Origin of the sequence: Streptomyces sp. MUM 203J, from assembly GCF_022414595.1 — a bacterium.
In the GTDB taxonomy this organism is placed as follows: Bacteria; Actinomycetota; Actinomycetes; order Streptomycetales; family Streptomycetaceae; genus Streptomyces.
The window spans coordinates 69223-89497 of sequence record NZ_JADWYO010000012.1 but is presented as its reverse complement, the minus strand read 5'-3'; the positions used below and the strand labels follow the sequence as shown (position 1 = coordinate 89497).

The following is a 20275-nucleotide window of genomic DNA, read 5'->3' as shown; positions in this document are numbered from 1 at the left end:
AGCCCGGACAACGGGTGAGCTCCGGCGTCGTATGTCCTTGGCCGGTCACGCCGCCCGGCGTTCAGGGCGCGAGGCGGCGAAGGCGGGTGGCGGCTTCGGTGAGGATGTCGTCCTTCTTGCAGAAGGCGAAGCGGACCTGGGTCCGGCCGGTGTCGGGGTCGTCGTAGAAGACGGAGTTGGGGATGGCGACGACGCCGCAGCGTTCGGGGAGGGTGCGGCAGAAGGCGTGGGCGTCCTTCTCGCCGAGGGGGGTGATGTCGGTGGTGATGAAGTAGGTGCCCTGGGGCTGGTAGACCTCGAATCCGGCGGCGCGCAGGCCGTCGCCGAGCAGGTCGCGTTTGCGTCGCAGGTCGGCGCGGAGGTCGTCGTAGTACGTGTCGGGGAGGCGGAGCGCCTCGGCGATGGCGTACTGGAAGGGGCCGGAGCTGACGTAGGTCAGGTACTGCTTGGTGGTCCGGACCGCGGAGACGAGATCCCGGGAGCCGGTAGCCCAGCCGACCTTCCAGCCGGTGAAGGAGAAGGTCTTCCCCGCGGAGGAGATGGTGATCGTGCGCTCCCGCATGCCCGGGAACGTCGCGACCGGGATGTGGGCGGCGCCGTCGAAGACCAGATGCTCGTACACCTCGTCGGTCACCACCAGCAGGTCCCGTTCGACCGCGAGCGCCGCCACGGCGGCCAGTTCGTCGCGGGTGAGCACCGTGCCGGTGGGGTTGTGCGGTGTGTTGAGGAGGATGAGGCGGGTGCGGTCGGTGACGGCGGCCCGCAGCTCGTCGAGGTCCAGGACGAAGCGTGCCTCCGCCGGGTCCGGGCGCAGGGTCACCGGGACGCGGGTGCCGCCCGCCATGGCGATGCAGGCCGCGTACGAGTCGTAGTACGGCTCCAGGGCGATCACCTCGTCGCCCGGCTCCACCAGGGCCAGCAGGGACGCGGCGATGGCCTCTGTCGCCCCGGCCGTGACGAGCACCTCCGTGTCCGGGTCGTACGCCAGTCCGTACCGCTGCCGCTGGTGCTCCGCGATCGCGGTGCGCAGCTCGGGGACGCCGGGGCCGGGCGGGTACTGGTTGCCGCGGCCCTCCCGCAGGGCCCGCACGGCCGCCTCCCTGATCTCCTCGGGGCCGTCGGTGTCGGGGAAGCCCTGGCCCAGGTTGATGGAGCCGGTGGCGGCGGCGAGGGCCGACATCTCCGCGAAGATCGTGGTGCCGAAACCGGCGAGGCGGCGGTTGAGCGGTGCTGGGGTCATGGGCGCCATCCTGGGGCGAACGGGGCGGTACCTCAAGGGTGCCGGGCGGGGGCGTGTCAGGGCCTCCCGGCGCGGCGGGGCGAACCTCTGGAGTTGCTCAAGTGCGCTTTGGCCGGGGCGGGGTGGGGGGATGCCCTTCGCAGGCACGTACGAGAGAGGGGTGGGGGACATGGGGTGGGAGCTGCGCGACGGCACGTGGGTCGACGAGAACGGCGAGGTGGTCGCGGAGAGCGGCGGGGGTGTGGACGGGGTCCCGTGGCTGGTCGACACGCTGTTCGTCGTGTTCCCTGTGGTGTTCCTCCTGGTGTTCGTCCTCGTGGTGGGCACGATCGTCTGGGCGGTCGTACGGGGAGGACGGCGGGCCCCGGTCCGCGCACCGGGCATCCGGGGACGGAGCCGCCGGACGGCGTCCGGCGGCTGGTGGGCGGGTTCGCCGCACCACGGCGGCGGGAGCGGCTGCGGCGGGGCGGGCGCGGGCTGCGGGGCGTCGTCCTGTTCCTCGTCCTCGTCCTCCTGCTCCTCCTCGTCGTCCAGCTCCTGCGGGGGCGGGTCGTCGTGCGGCTCGTCGAGCTGAAGCCCGCTGTACGGCTTGGCAGGCTCGAACGGGGGCATGCGCCTCCACAACGCACCTTCGGGGGAAGGAGATCGCCATGGAACCGTTGCTGTTCGTCGCCGGTGTGGTGGTGCTGGCGGTGATTGTGGGCCTTGTCGCCATGGGATCCGGTGGCGGTGGGGGAAGCGGCTCGTCCGGAGGGCGGCCCGGCGGGGGCGGCGGCTGCGGGGGCGGCGGCTCGTCCTGCGGCGGGGGTGGCGGCGGCTGCGGGGGCGGAGGCGGGGGCGGAGGCGGGGGCGGGGGCTGAGCTGCTCTGCCGGTCCGGGGCGCCCGGTGGGAGGAAACTCCCGCCGGGCGTGCCTCTGTTGACCGTTTGTGCGCTCTTTCATGTGGAATACGGTGAACAGTTGAACCGCCGTGCCCCCGTAGGTAGGTAAACCGCGCAAAGTTGGGTAAAGACGCTTTGAGCCTCCCGCGGTTCGTGATTCCCTCGCTGTCGAGAACGTCGAGCCCCGGCCTCGTGTGGACCCCGAGCCGGCACCCCGAGTTCCCCGGAACATCTCCCGGCGCACCGCCCGGGACGACGCCCGGTCCACCTGCCTTCTCTCACCGTGCTTGCGGAGCTGACTCATGCTCACGACTATCGAGACCGAGTACACCGACACGCGCGCTGCCGACCTGGCCTGGGCGCTGGGGCGCGAGCCACTGCCCGCGCTCGCCGTGCTCGACCTGGAACTGTGCGGCGCTCGCCTGCAGTTGAGACTGCTCGGCGCGTCCCATCAGGTCCTCCTGGACGAGGACCGGGGAAGCTGCTCGGAAACCGTGGCCTGTATGCCCGGCAGCAGCACGCCGCTCCCGCTGGGGGTGGCGAAGCGGATCGGCGGATGGGAATACGAGTTCGCCGCCCGTGTCGAGAACCTCTCGCAGGGCTCCTTCGCGGGCCGCGCGCAGGAGCTGCTGGCCCTGGTCGCGGACCATCCGCACGGGCTGGCAGGGACGTTCCCCGGGTCGCCGCACGCCTTCACGGCGATGCTGGCGCAGCGCCACGAGGGGCGGGTGCGATGGCGCACCTGGCACGCGTACCCGCAGGAGGGCCAGCTCGTCGTCACCCGGACCAGCGTCGGCTTCCTCGCCCAGCAGCAGGCCTCGCCCCAGGCGCAGGCCCGCCTCCAGGCCCGGCCGCACCCCCGGCGTGCCCACCGCAGCAGCACTCGTGTGGGTGACAAGGGGTGAGTGGAGCGGGCCGTAGCGTTAGCGCATGCTGGACGCGCCCGCCACCGCCGACCCCGGGCCCGCCGCGGCACCGCCCCCGCGGAAGGAACCGCGGGGACCTTTCCCGGGACCCTGGGCAGGCCCCCGTGTGGGACCCCGGGCGGGCCGCTTCCTGGTGCTCGCGACCGTCTTCGTCTGTGCCGCCTGCGGGCTGGTCTACGAGCTGGAACTGGTCGCCCTCGCCTCGTATCTGATCGGGGACTCGGTCACCCAGGCGTCCGTCGTGCTGTCCGTGATGGTCTTCGCGATGGGTGTCGGGTCGCTGCTCGCCAAACGGCTGCGCTGCCGGGCCGCTGTCGGCTTCGGCCTGCTGGAGGCCCTGCTGGCGCTCCTCGGCGGCTGCTCGGCCCTCGCCCTGTACGCCTGCTTCGCCTGGCTGGGTGGCGCGCGCTACGCGCTGGTCGCGTTCTCCCTGGGCGTGGGGGTGCTGATCGGCGCGGAGATACCGCTGCTGATGACCCTGATCCAGCGGGTGTCGAGCGGCGCGGTGGAGGAGCCGGAGGCGGCTCGGGCCCCGGGCCGGGCAGCTTCCGACCGGGCGGCCATGGACGGGTGCGCCGAGCACAGCGCGGAGCAGGATGCGGGAGGCACGGTCGCGGATCTGTTCGCCGCCGACTATGTGGGCGCGCTCGTCGGCGGGCTCGCGTTTCCGTTCCTGCTGCTGCCCTGGCTGGGGCAGCTCACCAGCGCGCTGCTCACCGGCGCCGTGAACGTGGCGGCGGGGGCCACACTGGTTCTGTGGTTGTTCGGGCGCGATCTGTCGGGCCGGCAGCGGCTGCTGGTCCTTGTCGTGAACGCGGCCGTGCTGGGGGTGCTGGCCACCGCCACCGCCCTCGTCGACGACTTCGAGCGCGCCGCCCGCCGGGCCGTGTACGGAGACGATGTGCGGGTCGCCGTACAGACGTCCTTCCAGGAGATCGTCCTCACCGGCCCCGCCGAAGGCCCTCCCGACCTGTTCCTCGACGGGCGGCTGCGCATCAGCGGCCATGACGAGCACCGCTACCACCAGGCGCTCGTCCACCCCGCGATGCGCGGTCCGCACGCACGTGTGCTCATCCTGGGCGGCGGCGACGGGCTCGCGGCGCGCGAGGTGCTGCGGTACGCGGACGTGGAGTCGGTGACCGTCGTGGAGGTCGACCCCGGAGTCGTGCGGCTCGCCCGTGCCGACCCCGCTCTGGCCCGGCTCAACGGGCACGCGTACAGGGACCCGCGCGTCCACGTCGTCCATGCCGACGCGTTCCGGTGGCTGCGGAGCGCGTTCCCGCGCGGCGCCTCGGCGCCGTACGACGTGGTGATCTCCGATCTGCCGAACCCCGGGATCACCGCCAGCACCAAGCTGTACTCGGAGGAGTTCTACGGCCTGGCCGCGCGGGGCCTCGCCCCCGGCGGGCGGCTCGCCGTCCACGCGGGCCCGCTGCGGGCGAGCCCGCGCACGTACTGGACCGTCGAGGCGACCCTGCGGGCGGCGGGGTACACGGCGCGCCCGTACGGGGTGACCGGATCGCCCACCGGTTTCGCGGGCGGCCCCGACCGCTCGGCGGGCGGCCCGGCGGGACCCGCCGGGCGCGCCCCGCACGACTGGGGCCTGATCCTGGCGGCCCGGGCCTCCGGTGCGCCGCCGGTGCTGGGGCTGTCCGTCGACGCGCCGGGTCAGGGGGTACCGACGGCCGCCGCGCTGCGGGCGGGCGCCCGGCGCGCCGAACGGTCGCGGCTCGCCGGGCTGCCGCCGTCCACACTGGTCCACCCGCGGTACGGGGGGTGAGGCGCGGCCTGCCCTTCGGGGACGGATCGGGGCGGGCCCGCGCGGAACGGGGACGGGAGGGCCGTAGGTGAGTAGGCTCGACTTCCATGGAGCATGAGGTGTTCGTTCCGGTGCCCGTCCAGACCCTCCGCGATCTGCTCGCCGACCCCGCCCGCGTCGCCCCCTGCGTCCCCGGGCTCCAGCAGGACGCCGAGGCGTCGGCCGAGCCGCTGTCGGGCCGCCTCAAGGTGCGGGTCGGGGGGCACACCATCACGTACCGCGGCGCGCTGCGGGTGGAGGCCCGGGGCGACGGGGCGTACGCGGTGGAGGGCGAGGGCACGGAGGCCCGGGGCACGGGCGGGGCCAAGCTCGCGCTCACCGTGCGGCTCGAACCCGCCGAGGGCGGTACGACCCTCGCGTTCAGCGGCGCGGTGACCGCGGACGGGCGGCTCGCGGACATCCCGGACGACGCGGCCGCCGCGGCGGCGCACCGCCTGCTGGACCGTTTCAGCGAGTCCCTCGCGGAGGAGGCGACGGCGGCCCCCCGGCCGGAGCCCGAGGAGCAGCCGGACGAGGTCGACGAAGGCGCCGTCACGCGGACCGAGGCGGAGGACGCCGTGGGCGAGCCCGCCGCGGGCGAAATCGGCACCCCCGCCCCGCCCGGCTCCCCCGACCCGTTCGCTGTCGACGGCTTCCCCCCGGACGACACCCTCTCCGCCGAGCCTCCCGCCGAGGCCGCCCACGCCCGCCGCACCATGATCGGCCGCAGCGCCGAGGAGGTCGACCACGCCCCGCCCCGGGGGCGTTACGCCCCCGTCCCGGGCCCCGCGGCAGCCGGCTCCGCCAACCCCCTCCGCTGGCTCGCCCCGGCGGCCCTGGCCATCGCCTCGGCGGTGGTCGTGGGGCGAGCCCTGCGCCGCCGCAGGTAGTCCCCCCACCCCGTAGGCCCATGGGCCCCGAGTCGTCTCCCTCCTGCCCCGGCGGCAAGTAGGGTCGGGCGTTGTGAAGATGCGTGCGGAGGAGATCCGGCTGGCCGCCGGGGACGTGGAGTTGGCCGTCACACCGGGGAACGGGTGCCGGATCGGCAGTCTTCGGATCGGCGGCACCGAGCTGCTGAGGCAGGGGGAGCCGTACGGGTGCTTCCCGATGGTTCCCTGGTGCGGGCGCACCGGGGGCGGCACGTTTCTGGACGGGGCCGTCCGGCACCGGCTGCCGCTCAATGCGCCGCCCCACGCGATGCACGGCACCGGGCGGGACACCGCATGGCGCGTCGCGCGCGCCGACAAGGCGGACGCGGCGTTCACCTACGAGCTGGGCGAGCCCTGGCCGTACCCCGGCAGGGTCACGCAGCTCGTCGAACTGACCGAGGACTCGCTGACGCTGCGGATGGGCGTCGAGACCTACGGGGACTCCTTCCCGGCGCAGGCGGGATGGCACCCCTGGTTCAACCGGACGCTCGACGGCGACCCCGCCACCTCGGCCCTGCTCGACTTCTCCCCCGCCTGGCAGGAGGAGCGCGGCGACGACCACCTGCCCACCGGACGGCGTATCGACCCGGAGCCGGGCCCCTGGGACGACTGCTTCGGCATGCCCGACGGCGTCGATGTCACCCTCACCTGGCCCGGACGTCTGGCGCTGAAGGTCGCCAGCCCCGAGCGCTGGGTCGTGGTGTACGACGAACAGGAGGCCGCCGTCTGCGTCGAGCCCCAGTCGGGCCCGCCCGACGGACTCAACACCGCCCCCCGCCTGGTCACCCCCATCGAGCCGCTGGAGACCGCGACGACCTGGACCTGGCGCCGCCTCTGAGTGTCCCGGCGCGTCTCCGCTGAGCCTGCGCCCTGCGCCGTTCCCCGCTCCGCTTAAGCTCGTCGGCATGACTGGCAAGACTGACTCCCGCGCCGATCTGCTCCAGCAGATCAAGGACAAGGCCGTGGTGCACGGCAAGGTGACCCTCTCCTCGGGTCTGGAGGCCGACTACTACGTCGACCTCCGCCGGATCACGCTGGACGGCGCCGCCGCGCCGCTCGTCGGCCAGGTCATGCTCGATCTGACCGACGGCCTCGACTTCGACGCGGTGGGCGGTCTGACCCTCGGCGCCGACCCGGTCGCCACCTCGATGCTGCACGCCGCCGCCGGACGCGGCCGTACCCTCGACGCCTTCGTCGTCCGCAAGGCCGCCAAGGCCCACGGCATGCAGCGCCGTGTCGAGGGTCCGGACATCAAGGGCCGCCGCGTCCTGGTGGTCGAGGACACCTCCACCACGGGTGGCTCCCCCCTCACCGCGGTCGAGGCCGCCCGTGAGGCCGGCGCCGAGGTCGTCGCCGTCGCGACCATCGTGGACCGGGCCACCGGCGCCGGCGAGAAGATCAGCGAGACCGCCGGAGTGCCCTACCTCTACGCCTTCGCGCTGGACGAGCTGGGCCTGGCCTGACCTGCGGACCGGCCGTTGGGCGGGGTCGGTGTTTCACGTGAAACAGTTTCACGTCAAACACCGACCCCTTCGGCCGTTCCCGTACGGGGGGTGGTGGCCTGGGGCCCGTCTGGAAAGATAGGGCGCGACGATGACGTCGCCCCCAGGTCAGGGATCAGAGACGCAACGCAACCGCAGATCACAAGGAGCGGACCATGCCCATCGCAACCCCCGAGGTCTACAACGAGATGCTGGACCGGGCGAAGGCAGGGAAGTTCGCCTACCCGGCCATCAACGTGACGTCGTCCCAGACGCTGCACGCCGCCCTGCGCGGCTTCGCGGAGGCCGAGAGCGACGGCATCATCCAGATCTCGACCGGTGGCGCTGAGTTCCTGGGCGGCCAGCACAGCAAGGACATGGTGACCGGCGCCGTCGCGCTCGCGGAGTTCGCGCACATCGTCGCCAAGAAGTACGACGTCAACATCGCCCTGCACACCGACCACTGCCCGAAGGACAAGCTGGACGGCTACGTCCGGCCGCTGCTCGCCGTCTCCGAGGAGCGCGTCGCCAAGGGCGGGAACCCGCTCTTCCAGTCCCACATGTGGGACGGTTCCGCCGAGACCCTGGCCGACAACCTCGCCATCGCGCAGGAGCTGCTGCCCCGCGCCGCCGCCGCCAAGATCATCCTTGAGGTGGAGATCACCCCGACCGGCGGTGAGGAGGACGGCGTCACCCACGAGATCAACGACGAGCTGTACACCACCGTCGAGGACGCCCTCCGCACCGCCGAGGCCCTCGGCCTGGGCGAGCAGGGCCGCTACCTGCTGGCCGCCTCCTTCGGCAACGTCCACGGCGTCTACAAGCCGGGCAACGTCGTGCTCCGCCCCGAGCTGCTGAAGGACCTCCAGGAGGGCGTCGGCGCCAAGTACGGCAGGACCAGCCCGTTCGACTTCGTCTTCCACGGCGGCTCCGGCTCCACCCGGGAGGAGATCGCCACCGCCCTGGAGAACGGCGTCGTCAAGATGAACCTCGACACCGACACCCAGTACGCCTTCACCCGCCCCGTCGCGGACCACATGTTCAAGAACTACGACGGTGTGCTGAAGGTCGACGGCGAGGTCGGCTCCAAGAAGACCTACGACCCGCGCACCTGGGGCAAGCTGGCCGAGGCGGGCATGGCCGAGCGCATCGTCGAGGCCTGCCAGGCGCTGCGCTCGGCGGGCACGAAGCTGAAGTAAGCGGCTGGGACAGGCGCACGGATGACCTGGGACGGGCCCGGTATCGCGGAAGCGATGCCGGGCCCGTTCCGTATGCGGACAGACGAGGAGGGCTCAGCGTGACGTACGACTTCGACACTCCGGTCCCGATAGGCGGCACCGGCTCCGTCCAGTGGGACGTGCTGCCCCAGCGGTACGGGGTGCCGGACCTGGTGCCGTTCACCATCTCCGACATGGATTTCCGGGCCGCGCCCGAGATTTTGGACGCCCTCCGGGAGCGGGTCGCCCACGGAGTCTTCGGCTACACCGACTGGCGCCACACCGGCCTCCCGGAGGCCGTACGGGACTGGTACGGGCAGCGGTACGGGGTCGAGGTCGACCCGGAGGCGCTGGTCTTCGCCCCGTCCGTGCTGAACCAGCTCTCCCGGCTGCTGCTCATGTGGACCGAGCCCGGGGACGGAGTGGTCGTCCACACCCCCACGTACGACGGGTTCACCAAGGCGCTGGACGGCCTCGGGCGCTCCCTGCGCGGCGTGCCCGTCGGGGACGCCGCGGCGCTGGAGCGGGAGCTGGCCCGCCCCGACGCGCGCGTGCTGCTGCTCTGCTCCCCGCACAATCCGACCGGCCGGGTGTGGACGGAGGGCGAACTGAGGGGCTTCGTACGGCTGGCGGAGACCCACGGAGTGGCGGTCATCAGCGACGAGATCCACGCGGACCTCACCCACGACGGGCACCGGCACATCCCCTGGCCCGCGGTGGCGCCGCCCGGCAGCCGCTGGGCGCTCATCACGTCCGCGTCCAAGGCGTTCAACTTCCCGTCCCTGAACGGGGCGTACGGGATCGTCGGAGAGCCGGAGCAGCGCGCCGAGTTCGTGCGTCGCACCGAGAACGGCGACGGACTGGCCTCCCCCGGGGCGCTGGGCCTGACCGCGCACGTCGCCGCGTACCGGCGGGGCGCGCCCTGGCTGGACGCGCTGCGCGGGTACGTGGCAGGCAACCTGCGGCTGCTCGCGGAGCGGCTGGAGGAGGCGTTCCCGGGCGCCGCGCTGTTCGCCCCGCCGCAGGCCGGATACCTGGCGTGGCTCGACCTGCGGCCCCTCGGCGTGGACGACGAGGTGCTGCACGACGAACTGGTCGCCAAGGAACGGATCGCGGTACGGGCGGGCGCGGTGTACGGCACGAAGGGCTTCGTCCGCGTCAACCTCGGCTGCCCGCGCGCCAAGGCCGGGCTGGGGGCGGACGCCCTCGCCAGGACGCTGGCCCGGCTGGCGGGGTAGTGGGGCACTCGTAGCAGACTGGGGGCATGGCCATCCACGAGAACCTTCTGGGGGGACCGCCCCCCACCCACCTGCCCGACGACCCCGAGCCCCGCGAACTGCTGGCGAGCGGGGCCGCGCCCGAGGAGGTCGCCGCGAAGTACCCGGCGTCCTCCCTGGCGTGGGCCCAGCTCGCGGACGCGGCGTACGAGGGCGGCCGGGTCGTCGAGTCGTACGCCTACGCCCGCACCGGTTACCACCGGGGCCTGGACTCCCTGCGCCGCAACGGCTGGAAGGGCCACGGCCCGGTGCCGTGGGACCACGAGCCGAACCGGGGCTTCCTGCGGGCGCTGCACGCGCTGGCGCGGGCGGCACGGGAGATCGGGGAACAGGAGGAGTACGAGCGCTGCGCGACGTTCCTGCGGGACTCTTCGCCGATGGCGGCGGACACGCTCGGCTGATCCCGGACCGAGTGGTGGGCGAGCGGCGGGTGCTCCCGGGAGGGGGCGCCCGCCGCTCGTGTACGGGCAACCCGGTGGGCCGCCGAGGGCGGGACGGGCGGTCGGTACGATTCGTACGGATCATCGAATCCGGGGCCGGGGGGCCAGGGGGAGGGGGAACGTCGTGGGGAAGCGTGCTGCCGCGCCGCAAAGGCGCCGCCGTGGCGGGAACAGCCGAGGCGGCGGTGGGGGACTGCTGGGGCCCCGCAACATGCTGGGCGGTGTCGCCCTGGGGGTCCTGTCGCTCGGTGGAGGCGCGGCCCTCGCGCACTTCCAGACCGCCGACGCACCGGTGAACGCGGCAGCCCAGGGCCGGCCGGGCCCCGAGGCGCAGCCGTCGCCGTCCGAGGAAGCGGCGCCGGGCGGTGAGGCGGCCCCCGGTGCTCCGAGGGCGGAGACGTCCCCGTCGCCCTCCCCGTCCAGGAAGGCGAGCCCCAGGACGAGCCCCGGCCCGTCGGGCACCCCCTCCTCCGTGCCGCATGCGGGCAAGGGCACCTTCACCGGAGCCGGGACGGCGGGTGAGAAGGTCGGCACAGGCCCGCTGCGCCGCTACCGCGTGCAGGTGGAGGACGGCGTCAGCGGTCTGTCCGCCACCGGGGCGGCCCGCGAGGTCGAGGAGATCCTCGCCCACCCGCAGGGCTGGGCCGCCCATGGCCGGGGCTCCTTCCAGCTGGTCCCCGAGACCGACGACACCGCCGACTTCACCGTCTTCATCGCCACCCCCAGGACCGCCGACAAGCTGTGCCTCGCGGAGGGACTCGACACCGGGGGCGAGCTGAACTGCGAGACCCGGCAGGGCGTCGTCGTGAACCTCAAGCGGTGGATGCTCGGCTCCCCGACCTTCTCCGGCACTCCCGCCGAGTACCGGCACCTGATCATCAACCACGAGGTCGGCCACGAGATCGGCATCCGCACACACATGGCCTGCCCGGGCCGCGGGCAGCTCGCGCCGGTGATGATGCAGCAGATCAAGGGACTGAAGGGGTGCGTCTCCAACGCCTGGCCGTACGACGAGGACGGCCGTTACATCACCGGGCCGATCGTGCCATGATGCGTCCGGGACCGCCCGTGCGGCGGCCCGAGGGGACCGGGGCTCCACGACCGTCGCGGAAGGAGCGGACCGCTACCCGGTAGCACGCACTGTTGGAGACAGCAATGTCGACACCGTCTACTTCCCCCATGCCTCCCGCGGCGGAGGCCACACCTCCCGCCGTGGAGGACTCCCCGAACCTGGACTTCGGGGGCACGACACCGTACGAGGACTATGTCCAGGCGGACGTCCTCACCCACCTCCAGCACCCTCTCTCGGACGACCCGGGCGAGATGGTCTTCCTGGTCACGACCCAGGTCATGGAGCTGTGGTTCACCGTCATCGTCCACGAGTGGGAGACCGCGTCCCGCGCCCTGCGCGGCGACGACCTGACCGTCGCGATGGACGCCCTCCAGCGGTCGGTGTACGAGCTGGAGTCGCTCAACGCCTCCTGGACGCCCCTGGCGCGGCTCACCCCCGCCCAGTTCAACGCGTACCGCGCCGCCCTCGGTGAGGGCTCCGGCTTCCAGTCTGCGATGTACCGGCGCATGGAGTTCCTGCTGGGCGAGAAGTCCGCGTCCATGCTCGTCCCGCACCGGGGCGCGCCCCGCGTGCACGCCGAGCTGGAGAAGGCGCTGCACGAGCCGAGCCTGTACGACGAGGTGCTGCGGCTGCTCGCGCGGCGCGGGCTGCCGGTGCCGGGCCAGGCGCTGGAGCGGGACCTGTCGCAGCGGTACGAGCCGTCGCCCGAGATCGAGGCGGTGTGGGCGGGCGTCTACGCCGACCGGGATCAGCACGGCGAGCTGGTGCGGCTCGCCGAGCTGCTGACCGACGTGGCGGAGCTGGTGTGGCGCTGGCGCAACGACCACCTGGTGGCGACCCGCCGCGCGATGGGCTCCAAGACCGGCACGGGCGGCTCCGCCGGAGTGGCCTGGCTGGAGAAGCGCGCCCGCAAGAACGTGTTCCCCGAGCTCTGGACGGCCCGCAGCCATGTCTGACGACCTGAACATGACGGACGCCCTTCGTACGAGGGCCGAGGAGCTGGACGCGGCAGACCCGCTGGCCAAGCGCCGCGAACTGTTCGCCCTGGACGACGGGGTCGTCTACCTGGACGGCAACTCGCTCGGCGCGCTGGCACGCCACGTACCCGCCCGGATGGCGGATGTCATCGCCCGGGAGTGGGGCGAGCTGCGCATCCGCTCCTGGGACGAGAGCGGCTGGTGGACCGCGCCCGAGCGGATCGGCGACCGGATAGCCCCGCTGGTCGGGGCGGCGCCCGGGCAGGTCGTGGTCGGCGACTCGACCAGCGTGAACGTCTTCAAGGCGCTGGTCGGAGCCGTACGGCTGGTCGACGACGCGGCGCGGGACGAGATCCTCGTCGACGCGACCACGTTCCCGACGGACGGCTATATCGCGGAGTCGGCCGCGCGGATGACGGGCCGCCGGATCGTGCCCGTCGAGCCCGGCGACGTGCCGTCGGCAGTGGGCCCGCGCACGGCTGCCGCGCTCGTCAACCACGTCGACTACCGGACCGGCCGCCTCCACGACCTGCCCGGCATCACCGCGGCCGTCCAGGGCGCGGGCGCCCTCGCGGTGTGGGACCTGTGCCACAGTGCGGGGGCCCTGCCCGTGGGCCTGGACGCCCACGGGGTGGACCTGGCGGTCGGCTGCACGTACAAGTACCTGAACGGCGGGCCCGGTTCGCCCGCGTACCTGTACGTCGCGGAGCGCCACCAGGCGCGCTTCGACTCGCCGCTCCCGGGCTGGAACTCGCACGCCGACCCGTTCGCGATGACCTCCGGGTACGCGGCGGCGGACGGGGTGCTGCGGGGCAGGGTCGGGACGCCCGACATCCTGTCCATGCTGGCCCTGGAGTCGGCGCTGGACGTCTGGGACGGGGTGGACCTCGCGGACGTGCGGGCCAAGAGCCTGGCGCTGACGGACTTCTTCCTGGAGTGCGTGGCGGCGTATGTGCCGTCCGGTGCGCTGCGCTCGCTGACCCCTGCGGCTCATGCCGAGCGCGGCAGCCAGGCCGCCCTGGCCTGCACGGAGGCACCGGCGGTGATGCGGGAGCTGATCGCGCGGGGCGTGGTGGGCGACCTGCGGCGGCCGGATGTGCTGCGGTTCGGCTTCACCCCGCTGTATGTGGGCTTCGCGGACGCGGAGCGGGCGGCGCGTGAGCTGTCCCGGGTGTACGGGGAGGTGACGCGGGCGGCGTAACGGGGCTGAAACGGGCCGAGCGCCCGGCCGTACGCGGCCGGGCGCTCCGTCAGTCCTGGTACCGTCCCCGCAGGTCAGGCCAATTGGGCCCCGTTACCGAAAGGTTGCAGCATGCCCGACCCCGCCGCACGCGACGCCGCCGAGGAGGCGTCGGCCCTGTCGCATCCGGCTGTCACCCCCGACGTCACCGCCTCATACGGCGACCACCCCGACCAGCTCGTCGACTTCTACGCGCCCCGGGACCGCGTGGGCCGCGTCCCGCTGGTCGTCCTCTTCCACGGCGGGGCCTGGCGGGCGCCGTACGACCGGCGGCATGTGTCGCCGCTCGCGGACTACCTGGCACGGCGCGGCTTCGCCGTGGCGAGCGTCGAGTACCGGCGGGGTACGGAGATCCCGGGCCCCCGTGGCGGCGGCAACGGCGGCCCCGTGGCGGGACGCTGGCCGGAGACGTTCGACGACGTGGCGGCGGCCATGGACGCGCTGCCCGGGCTGGTCGCGCGGCACCTCCCGCAGGGCGACGCGCGCCGCACCGTCCTGACGGGCCATTCGGCGGGCGGGCATCTGGCGCTGTGGGCGGCGGCCCGGCACGTCCTGCCGGCCGGTTCCCCCTGGCGGCTGCCCGCGCCGCCGGAGCTGCGCGGGGTCGTGGCGCTGGCGCCGATCGCGCATTTCGCACGGTCGGTGGAGCTGGACGTGTGCGGCGGTGCGGTGCTCCAGCTTCTCGGCGGTGGCGGCGAGTCGGAAGCTCGCTCCGCGCACGCCGACCCGGCGGTCCTGCTCCCCACCGGGATCGCCACGACCCTCGTGCAGGGCCGCGCGGACTCCGTCGTCCCGCTCCCGGTCGCGGAGGCGTACGCCGACGCGGCGGCGGCCGCGGGTGAGCCGGTCGGCCTGACGGTCCTGGACGGTGTCGGCCACTTCCCGCTCATCGACCCGGCGGCGGACGCGTGCGCGGTCGTGGCGGAGGAGGTCGCCCAGCTCGCGTGGTGATCACCCTTCTGATCCCCCTGGTGAGGCACGTGTAGTCCTCAGGACGGACCCCGCGGAACCCGTCTCCAGCCCGACGCCGCGCCCGCCCCGCCCCCGTACCGTTTGCGGCGTGGACAAGACGACGACGCGGCACACCGCGACCGACCCGGGGTCGGGCGACCAGAGCCCCGAGATACGCCTGGTGATGCGGGCGCTGGACGGGCTGCGCGAGGACCTGTTCCGGGATCCTTTCGCGTACCGGCCTCTGGGCCCCCTGGCGGCGGACGGCGCGGTGATGCGCCGGACACCGGGGTTCGTCCGCCGGCCGGTGCGGTGGCTGCCGCACGCTGCGGTCGCCCTGGCGGCCCTGGCCGTGCTGGCGTCCGGGTTCGTCGGGGGCCTGCACTTCCTCGTCAGCGGGGTCCTTCCGGCGGCGGCGATGCTGCTGACGCTGATCCGGCCGGTGGCGGCGTTCTGGCTGTCGCTGCTCAGCGTGCCGGCCGGTGCGTTCGTCCTCGCGGCCGGGCCGCCGTGGACACCGCCGTCGTTCTTCTCGCACGTGGTGGTCATGACGATGGTCGCGGCCCGCACCCGCCCTCGTACGGCGGCGTGGATGTGGGTGCTGACGGGCGTGCTCAGCCTGATGACGGAGTCGCTCCTCGGGGCCTACGGCGACCCCATGACCCCGCAGCTGCTGTTCGCGGCGGCGATGCCGCTGCTCGTCGTCACGGCGGTGCGGACCCGCAGCGAAGCGAAGAAGGAGGTCACCCAGCAGCAGACGGTGACCGCGCAGGAGCGGTCGATGCGGACGCTGCTGGAGGAGCGCACGACCATCGCGCGGGAGCTGCACGACGTGGTGGCCCACCACATGTCGGTGGTCGCGATCCAGGCGGAGGCGGCGCCCTACCGGGTGGAGAACCCGCCGCCGGAGCTGGAGCAGGCGTTCGCGACGATCCGGGAGAACGCGGTGGCCGCGCTGACGGAGCTGCGCCGGGTGCTGGGCGTGGTCCGCGCCGAGGACTACCAGGCGCCGGACGCTCCGCAGCCGACCCTCGCGGACCTGGACGGCCTGCTGCGCAATGTGCGGGACGCAGGCCTGGAGGCGGAGAAGACGGTGACCGGCGCGGTGCGGGAACTCCCGCAGGGCGTGGAGCTGTCGGCGTACCGGATCGTGCAGGAGGCCCTGAGCAACGTCCTGCGGCACGCGCCGGGTGCCTCCGCCCGGGTGGAGCTGAGCTACGTCCTGGGCGGCCTGGGCCTGCGCGTCGTGAACGGCCCGCCGCGCGGCCTGGTCAAGGCGGCGTCACCGGGCGCCGGGCACGGCATCACGGGCATGCGGGAGCGTGTGACGATGCTCAACGGCGAGCTGACGGCGGAGACGACGGAGGACGGCGGATACGAGGTCGCGGCGTTCATCCCGGTGGCGAGGGAGGAGGTCCAGTGACGATCAGGGTCCTGGTGGTCGACGACCAGATGATGGTCAGGGAGGGCTTCTCGGTCCTGCTGAACGCGATGCCGGGCATCGAGGTGATCGGTGAGGCGGTCGACGGCCGTCAGGCGATCGCCCAGGTCGCGGCGCTGCGTCCGGACGTGATCCTGATGGACATCCGCATGCCGGAGATGAACGGCATCGAGGCCACGCGGGAGATCGTCGCGTCCGACGCGGACGCGAGGGTCCTGGTCCTGACCACCTTCGACCTCGACGAGTACGTGTACGAGGCGCTCCGCGCCGGCGCGTCCGGCTTCCTCCTCAAGGACGCCTCGGCCCGCCAGCTCGCCGAAGGCGTACGCGTCGTGGCGGCGGGCGAGGCCCTGCTGGCCCCCTCGGTGACCAGGCGCCTGATCACCGAGTTCGCCACCCGCGCGGAGCCGCAGCGGGCGACCGCCTCCCTGTCGCGGGTGGGCGACCTGACCGAGCGCGAGACGGAGGTCCTGGTCCTGATCGCCCAGGGCCTCTCCAACGCCGAGATCGCCGCGCATCTGGTGGTCGCCGAGTCCACCATCAAGACCCACGTCAGCCGCATCCTGGTCAAACTGGGCCTGCGGGACCGCACACAGGCAGCGGTCTTCGCGTACGAGACGAGACTGGTCCACCCGGGCGGGTGACCGCGGCGGAGTAGTAACGTCCCGGCATGGACGCCGCATTCGACCCCTGGTCGCCCGCATTCGTCGCGAACCCCTACCCCGTGTACGCGGACCTGCGCGCTCAGGGGCGGACGCACTGGTTCGAGGGAAGCCGCCAGTACCTCGTCCCGCACCACGCGGACGTGTCCGCCCTGCTCCGCGACCGCCGCCTCGGGCGGACGTACCTGCACAGGTTCACGCACGAGGAGTTCGGGCGCACCCCGCCGCCCCCGGAGCACGAGCCGTTCCACGTGCTGAACGGCAACGGGCTGCTGGACCTGGAGGCCCCGGATCACACCAGGATCCGGCGGCTGGTGTCGAAGGCGTTCACGCCCAGGACCGTCGAGCGGCTGAAGCCCACAGTGGAGCGGCTGGCCGCCGAACTGGTCGACGGGCTCCTCGCCCGGGGCGGCGGGGACCTGCTCGGCGAGGTCGCGGAGCCGTTGCCCGTCGCCGTCATCGCGGAGATGCTCGGCATCCCCGCCGCCGACCGGCACCTTCTGCGCCCCTGGTCGGCGGCCATCTGCGGGATGTTCGAGCTGAACCCGGACGACGGGACCGCGCGCCGCGCCGTCACCGCGTCCGAGGAGTTCTCCGCGTACCTGAGGCAGCTCATCGGCGTCCGCCGCCGGCAGCCGGGCGAGGACATGATCTCCGCGCTCATCGCCGCGTACGACGAAGGGGACCGGCTCACCGAGCAGGAGATGGTCTCCACCTGCGTCCTGCTGCTCAACGCCGGGCACGAGGCGACCGTCAACACCACGGTCAACGGCTGGTGGACCCTCTTCCGCCACCCCGAGCAGCTCGCCGCCCTCCGGCGCGGGGACATCGGGCTGTCCACAGCCGTGGAGGAGCTGCTCCGCTACGACACCCCGCTCCAGATGTTCGAGCGGTGGGTGCTGGACGACATCGAGATCGGTGGCACGACCATCCCGCGCGGCTCCGAGGTCGCCCTGCTGTTCGGGTCCGCCAACCGGGACCCCGCACGGTTCCCCGAGCCGGACCGGCTGGACCTGGCCCGGGCCGACAACCCGCACATCACCTTCGGCGCGGGTATCCATTACTGCCTGGGTGCGCCGCTGGCCCGCCTGGAGCTGACCGCCTCGTTCGGCGAGCTGCTCAGGCGGGCCCCCGGCCTGCGGCTCGCGAAGGAGCCGGAGTGGACGGGCGGCTATGTGATCCGAGGCCTCAGGGAGTTGCTCGTCACGACGTGATCACGTCCCGCCGCCGCAGCCCCGCCAGCCCGGCCGCCACCAGCACCACCGCCAGGCCCAGCAGCGTCACCACCGGCGTCCAGGCAGGGTCCGCGCCGGGCAGCTTCGGCAGGTGACCGAAGGGCGACAGGTTCATCACCGACTGCGGCAGGTTCAGCGCCGGACCGATCCAGCCGATCGCCAGCGACAGCCCGGCCACTCCCCACGCCGCGACCGCGGCCCTCGGGAACGCCCCGTGCAGCAGCACGGCGATCGCGCCCAGCAGCCACACCGCGGGCAGTTGCACGGCCGCCGCGCCCATCACGGGCCCGAAGTCCTTCCCGTACGAGAGGTACATCCCGAGCCCGCCCGCGGCCAGCACCAGCACCGACCCGGCGAACGCGACCACCAGGTGCCCGGCCGCCCACCGCAGCCGCCCGACCGCGTTGGCCAGCACCGGCTCGGCCCGCTGCGAGGTCTCCTCGCTGTGCAGCCGCAGGACCGCGCCGACCGCGAACAGGGACGCGACCATCCCGAACATGCCCATCATCGCCGCGAGGAACGCCTCCTCCAGGGCCTGCGCCCCGCCCAGCCGCTCGAAGATCTCGCGGGCCCGCTCGTTGTCCCCGACCAGGTCGGCCGCGCCCTCGACGATGCCGCCGAAGACCAGCCCCGCCACCAGGAACCCCAGGGTCCAGCCGAGCAGCCCGCCCCGCTGGAGCCGCCAGGCCAGGCCGCCGGCCGTCGCCAGCCGCCCCTCGGCCGGGCCGGGCCGGGCGGGCACGAAGCTCATGCCCACATCGCGCCGGCCCGTCAGCTCGTACGCGGCGAAGCCCTGCGCCAGGACCGCCGCCGCGAGCAGCAGCAGCACCCACCAGCGCTCCCCGGCGAAGGCCCGCACGTGCTCGGCCCAGCCCAGCGGGGACAGCCAGGTCAGCACCGAGCCGCCGTCCGCGCTCCCCGCGTCACCCGCCGCGCGCAGGACGAAGGCCAGGCCCAGCACCGCCGACGTCGTGCCCTTCGCCAGCCGTGCGCTCTCCGTGGCCTGCGCCACGATCGCCGCCAGGGTCGCGAAGACCATGCCGGTCAGACCCACCGACAGGCCCAGGGCCAGGGCGCCTTCCGTGCCCCGGCCCGCGAGGCCCGCCGTGATGATGAGCGTCAGGGCGGCGTCGGCGATCAGCGCCGCCAGCAGGGCCGCGGTCAGCGGGGCGCGGCGGCCCACCATGGCCGAGGACAGCAGCTCCTGCCGCCCGGTCTCCTCTTCCTCCCGCGTGTGCCGTACGACGATGATCAGGCTCATGATCGCCGCGAGGGTCGCGGCGAACACCCCGAACCGCCACGCCACCAGCGCGCCCACGGACTCCCCGAACACGGGCCCGTACAGCGAGCGCAGCGAACTGTTCGCGGACATCGACTGGGCGAGCTGCGCCCGCGCCTCCGGGGTGTCGTACAGGGTCTCGATGGAGCCGCTGCCGCTGACCACCATGAGGCCGACCACGCCCACCCACAGGGGCAGCATCAGCCGGTCCCGGCGCAGCGCGAGCCGCAGCAGCGCGCCCGTACCGGCGAGGTGCCGGGCGCCGCTCACCGGCAACGGGGCGGTGACGGCGGTCATCGCGTGGCCTCCACGTCCTCGTAGTGGCGGAGGAACAGCTCCTCCAGCGTCGGCGGCGCGCTCACCAGGGACCGTACGCCCGACTCGGTGAGGGACCGCAGCACCGCGTCCAGCCGGTCCGAGTCGACCTGGAGCTTCACGCGGTGGCCGTCCACCTGGAGGTCGTGGACGCCCGGCAGGTGCGCGAGCCCGTTGGGCGGCCCGGCCAGCTCGGCCTCGACGCTCGTCCGGGTCAGGTGGCGCAGCTCCGTCAGCGAGCCGGACTCGACGGTCACTCCCTTCCGGATGATGCTCACCCGGTCGCAGAGGCTCTCCACCTCGCTCAGGATGTGCGAGGACAGCAGGACGGTCCGCCCACGGGACTGGGCCTCCCTGACGCACTCCCGGAAGACGCCCTCCATCAGCGGGTCGAGCCCGCTCGTCGGCTCGTCCAGGATGAGCACGTCCGCGTCGGAGGCGAGGGCTGCGACCAGGGCGACCTTCTGACGGTTCCCCTTGGAGTACGTACGGCCCTTCTTCGTCGGGTCCAGCTCGAAGCGCTCGATCAGCTCGGCGCGGCGGGCCGTGTCCAGGCCGCCGCGGAGCCTGCCGTACAGGTCGATGACCTCTCCGCCGGAGAGGTTGCGCCACAGGGTGACGTCACCGGGGACGTACGCCACCCGCCGGTGCAGCTCGACGGCGTCCCGCCAGGGATCACGGCCGAGGAGCCGGGCGCTGCCCGAGTCGGCGCGCAGCAGGCCCAGCAGGACCCGGATGGTGGTCGACTTCCCCGACCCGTTGGGCCCGAGGAAGCCGTGGACCTCGCCGGCCGCGACGGTCAGGTCGAGACCGGCCAGGGCGTGCGTGCGCCCGAAGGACTTGTGGAGTCCGGCGACGGTGATGGCGTCGTTCGTCATGCTTCGAAACTAAGCTACTTTCACAAATTTGCGAAG

Annotated in this window: 20 protein-coding genes; 17 read left to right on the top strand and 3 right to left on the bottom strand. The window is 73.4% G+C overall.

Translation table 11 applies throughout. The features are described 5' to 3' along the window. Positions 1 to 61 precede the first annotated feature (61 nt). Positions 62 to 1249 carry a pyridoxal phosphate-dependent aminotransferase gene (locus I3F58_RS09795; protein ID WP_240107895.1) on the bottom strand — a complete coding sequence of 396 codons (1188 nt, stop codon included), beginning with the start codon at positions 1247 to 1249 and terminating at the stop codon, positions 62 to 64. Between the two features lie 121 nt (positions 1250 to 1370). Between I3F58_RS09795 and I3F58_RS09790 the strand changes: the two genes are divergently transcribed. The 17 genes from I3F58_RS09790 to I3F58_RS09710 all read left to right on the top strand — a co-directional run bounded on the left by I3F58_RS09790 (position 1371) and on the right by I3F58_RS09710 (position 17746). Beyond that, positions 1371 to 1814: a hypothetical protein gene (locus tag I3F58_RS09790; RefSeq protein ID WP_240107894.1), complete on the top strand. Its 444-nt coding sequence runs from the start codon at positions 1371 to 1373 to the stop codon at positions 1812 to 1814. A 76-nt stretch (positions 1815 to 1890) separates the two neighbouring features. Continuing rightward, the gene (locus I3F58_RS09785) at positions 1891 to 2100 is read left to right on the top strand and encodes a hypothetical protein (protein WP_240107893.1); all 210 of its coding nucleotides are present in this window, start codon (positions 1891 to 1893) and stop codon (positions 2098 to 2100) included. 323 nt (positions 2101 to 2423) lie between these two features. Then, a complete protein-coding gene (locus I3F58_RS09780; protein WP_240107892.1) occupies positions 2424 to 3026 on the top strand; it encodes a DUF2617 family protein in 603 nt (200 codons plus the stop codon). A gap of 25 nt (positions 3027 to 3051) precedes the next feature. Next, a complete protein-coding gene (locus I3F58_RS09775) occupies positions 3052 to 4827 on the top strand; it encodes a spermidine synthase (RefSeq protein ID WP_240107891.1) in 1776 nt (591 codons plus the stop codon). 86 nt (positions 4828 to 4913) lie between these two features. Beyond that, on the top strand, positions 4914 to 5735 hold the full coding sequence (locus I3F58_RS09770) for an SRPBCC domain-containing protein (protein ID WP_240107890.1): 822 nt from the start codon (positions 4914 to 4916) through the stop codon (positions 5733 to 5735). Positions 5736 to 5814: 79 nt separating this feature from the next. After that, a complete protein-coding gene (locus tag I3F58_RS09765) occupies positions 5815 to 6612 on the top strand; it encodes an aldose 1-epimerase (RefSeq protein WP_240107923.1) in 798 nt (265 codons plus the stop codon). 67 nt (positions 6613 to 6679) lie between these two features. After that, positions 6680 to 7237: an orotate phosphoribosyltransferase gene (gene pyrE / locus I3F58_RS09760; protein ID WP_240107889.1), complete on the top strand. Its 558-nt coding sequence runs from the start codon at positions 6680 to 6682 to the stop codon at positions 7235 to 7237. A gap of 194 nt (positions 7238 to 7431) precedes the next feature. After that, entirely contained in the window at positions 7432 to 8454 is a 1023-nt protein-coding gene (gene fbaA, locus I3F58_RS09755) for a class II fructose-bisphosphate aldolase (protein ID WP_240107888.1), read from the top strand. A 98-nt stretch (positions 8455 to 8552) separates the two neighbouring features. After that, entirely contained in the window at positions 8553 to 9710 is a 1158-nt protein-coding gene (locus tag I3F58_RS09750) for a MalY/PatB family protein (protein ID WP_240107887.1), read from the top strand. A 26-nt stretch (positions 9711 to 9736) separates the two neighbouring features. After that, positions 9737 to 10150, top strand: coding sequence for a DUF3151 domain-containing protein (locus I3F58_RS09745; protein ID WP_240107886.1), 414 nt, complete (start codon positions 9737 to 9739; stop codon positions 10148 to 10150). 163 nt (positions 10151 to 10313) lie between these two features. Next, complete coding sequence (locus I3F58_RS09740; protein WP_240107885.1) at positions 10314 to 11240, top strand: DUF3152 domain-containing protein; 927 nt, start codon at positions 10314 to 10316, stop codon at positions 11238 to 11240. Between the two features lie 128 nt (positions 11241 to 11368). Then, positions 11369 to 12217, top strand: coding sequence for a tryptophan 2,3-dioxygenase family protein (locus I3F58_RS09735; RefSeq protein ID WP_240107884.1), 849 nt, complete (start codon positions 11369 to 11371; stop codon positions 12215 to 12217). Next, positions 12210 to 13439: a kynureninase gene (gene kynU / locus I3F58_RS09730; protein ID WP_374207933.1), complete on the top strand. Its 1230-nt coding sequence runs from the start codon at positions 12210 to 12212 to the stop codon at positions 13437 to 13439. The genes I3F58_RS09735 and kynU overlap by 8 nt, the downstream gene beginning before the upstream one ends. A 111-nt stretch (positions 13440 to 13550) precedes the next feature. Continuing rightward, positions 13551 to 14429 (top strand): alpha/beta hydrolase, encoded by an 879-nt coding sequence (locus I3F58_RS09725; protein WP_240107883.1) that lies wholly within the window; start codon positions 13551 to 13553, stop codon positions 14427 to 14429. A 184-nt stretch (positions 14430 to 14613) separates the two neighbouring features. Then, positions 14614 to 15852, top strand: coding sequence for a sensor histidine kinase (locus I3F58_RS09720; RefSeq protein WP_240107921.1), 1239 nt, complete (start codon positions 14614 to 14616; stop codon positions 15850 to 15852). Further along, a complete protein-coding gene (locus tag I3F58_RS09715) occupies positions 15849 to 16514 on the top strand; it encodes a response regulator transcription factor (RefSeq protein WP_308354972.1) in 666 nt (221 codons plus the stop codon). The genes I3F58_RS09720 and I3F58_RS09715 overlap by 4 nt, the downstream gene beginning before the upstream one ends. A 26-nt stretch (positions 16515 to 16540) precedes the next feature. Further along, on the top strand, positions 16541 to 17746 hold the full coding sequence (locus I3F58_RS09710; RefSeq protein ID WP_240107882.1) for a cytochrome P450: 1206 nt from the start codon (positions 16541 to 16543) through the stop codon (positions 17744 to 17746). Here the strand turns inward: I3F58_RS09710 and I3F58_RS09705 are convergent. Then, on the bottom strand, positions 17736 to 19343 hold the full coding sequence (locus tag I3F58_RS09705; protein WP_240107881.1) for an ABC transporter permease: 1608 nt from the start codon (positions 19341 to 19343) through the stop codon (positions 17736 to 17738). The two genes, I3F58_RS09710 and I3F58_RS09705, sit on opposite strands and share 11 nt — an antisense overlap. Beyond that, positions 19340 to 20239: an ABC transporter ATP-binding protein gene (locus I3F58_RS09700; protein ID WP_240107880.1), complete on the bottom strand. Its 900-nt coding sequence runs from the start codon at positions 20237 to 20239 to the stop codon at positions 19340 to 19342. The genes I3F58_RS09705 and I3F58_RS09700 overlap by 4 nt, the downstream gene beginning before the upstream one ends. Between the last annotated feature and the right edge of the window lie 36 nt (positions 20240 to 20275).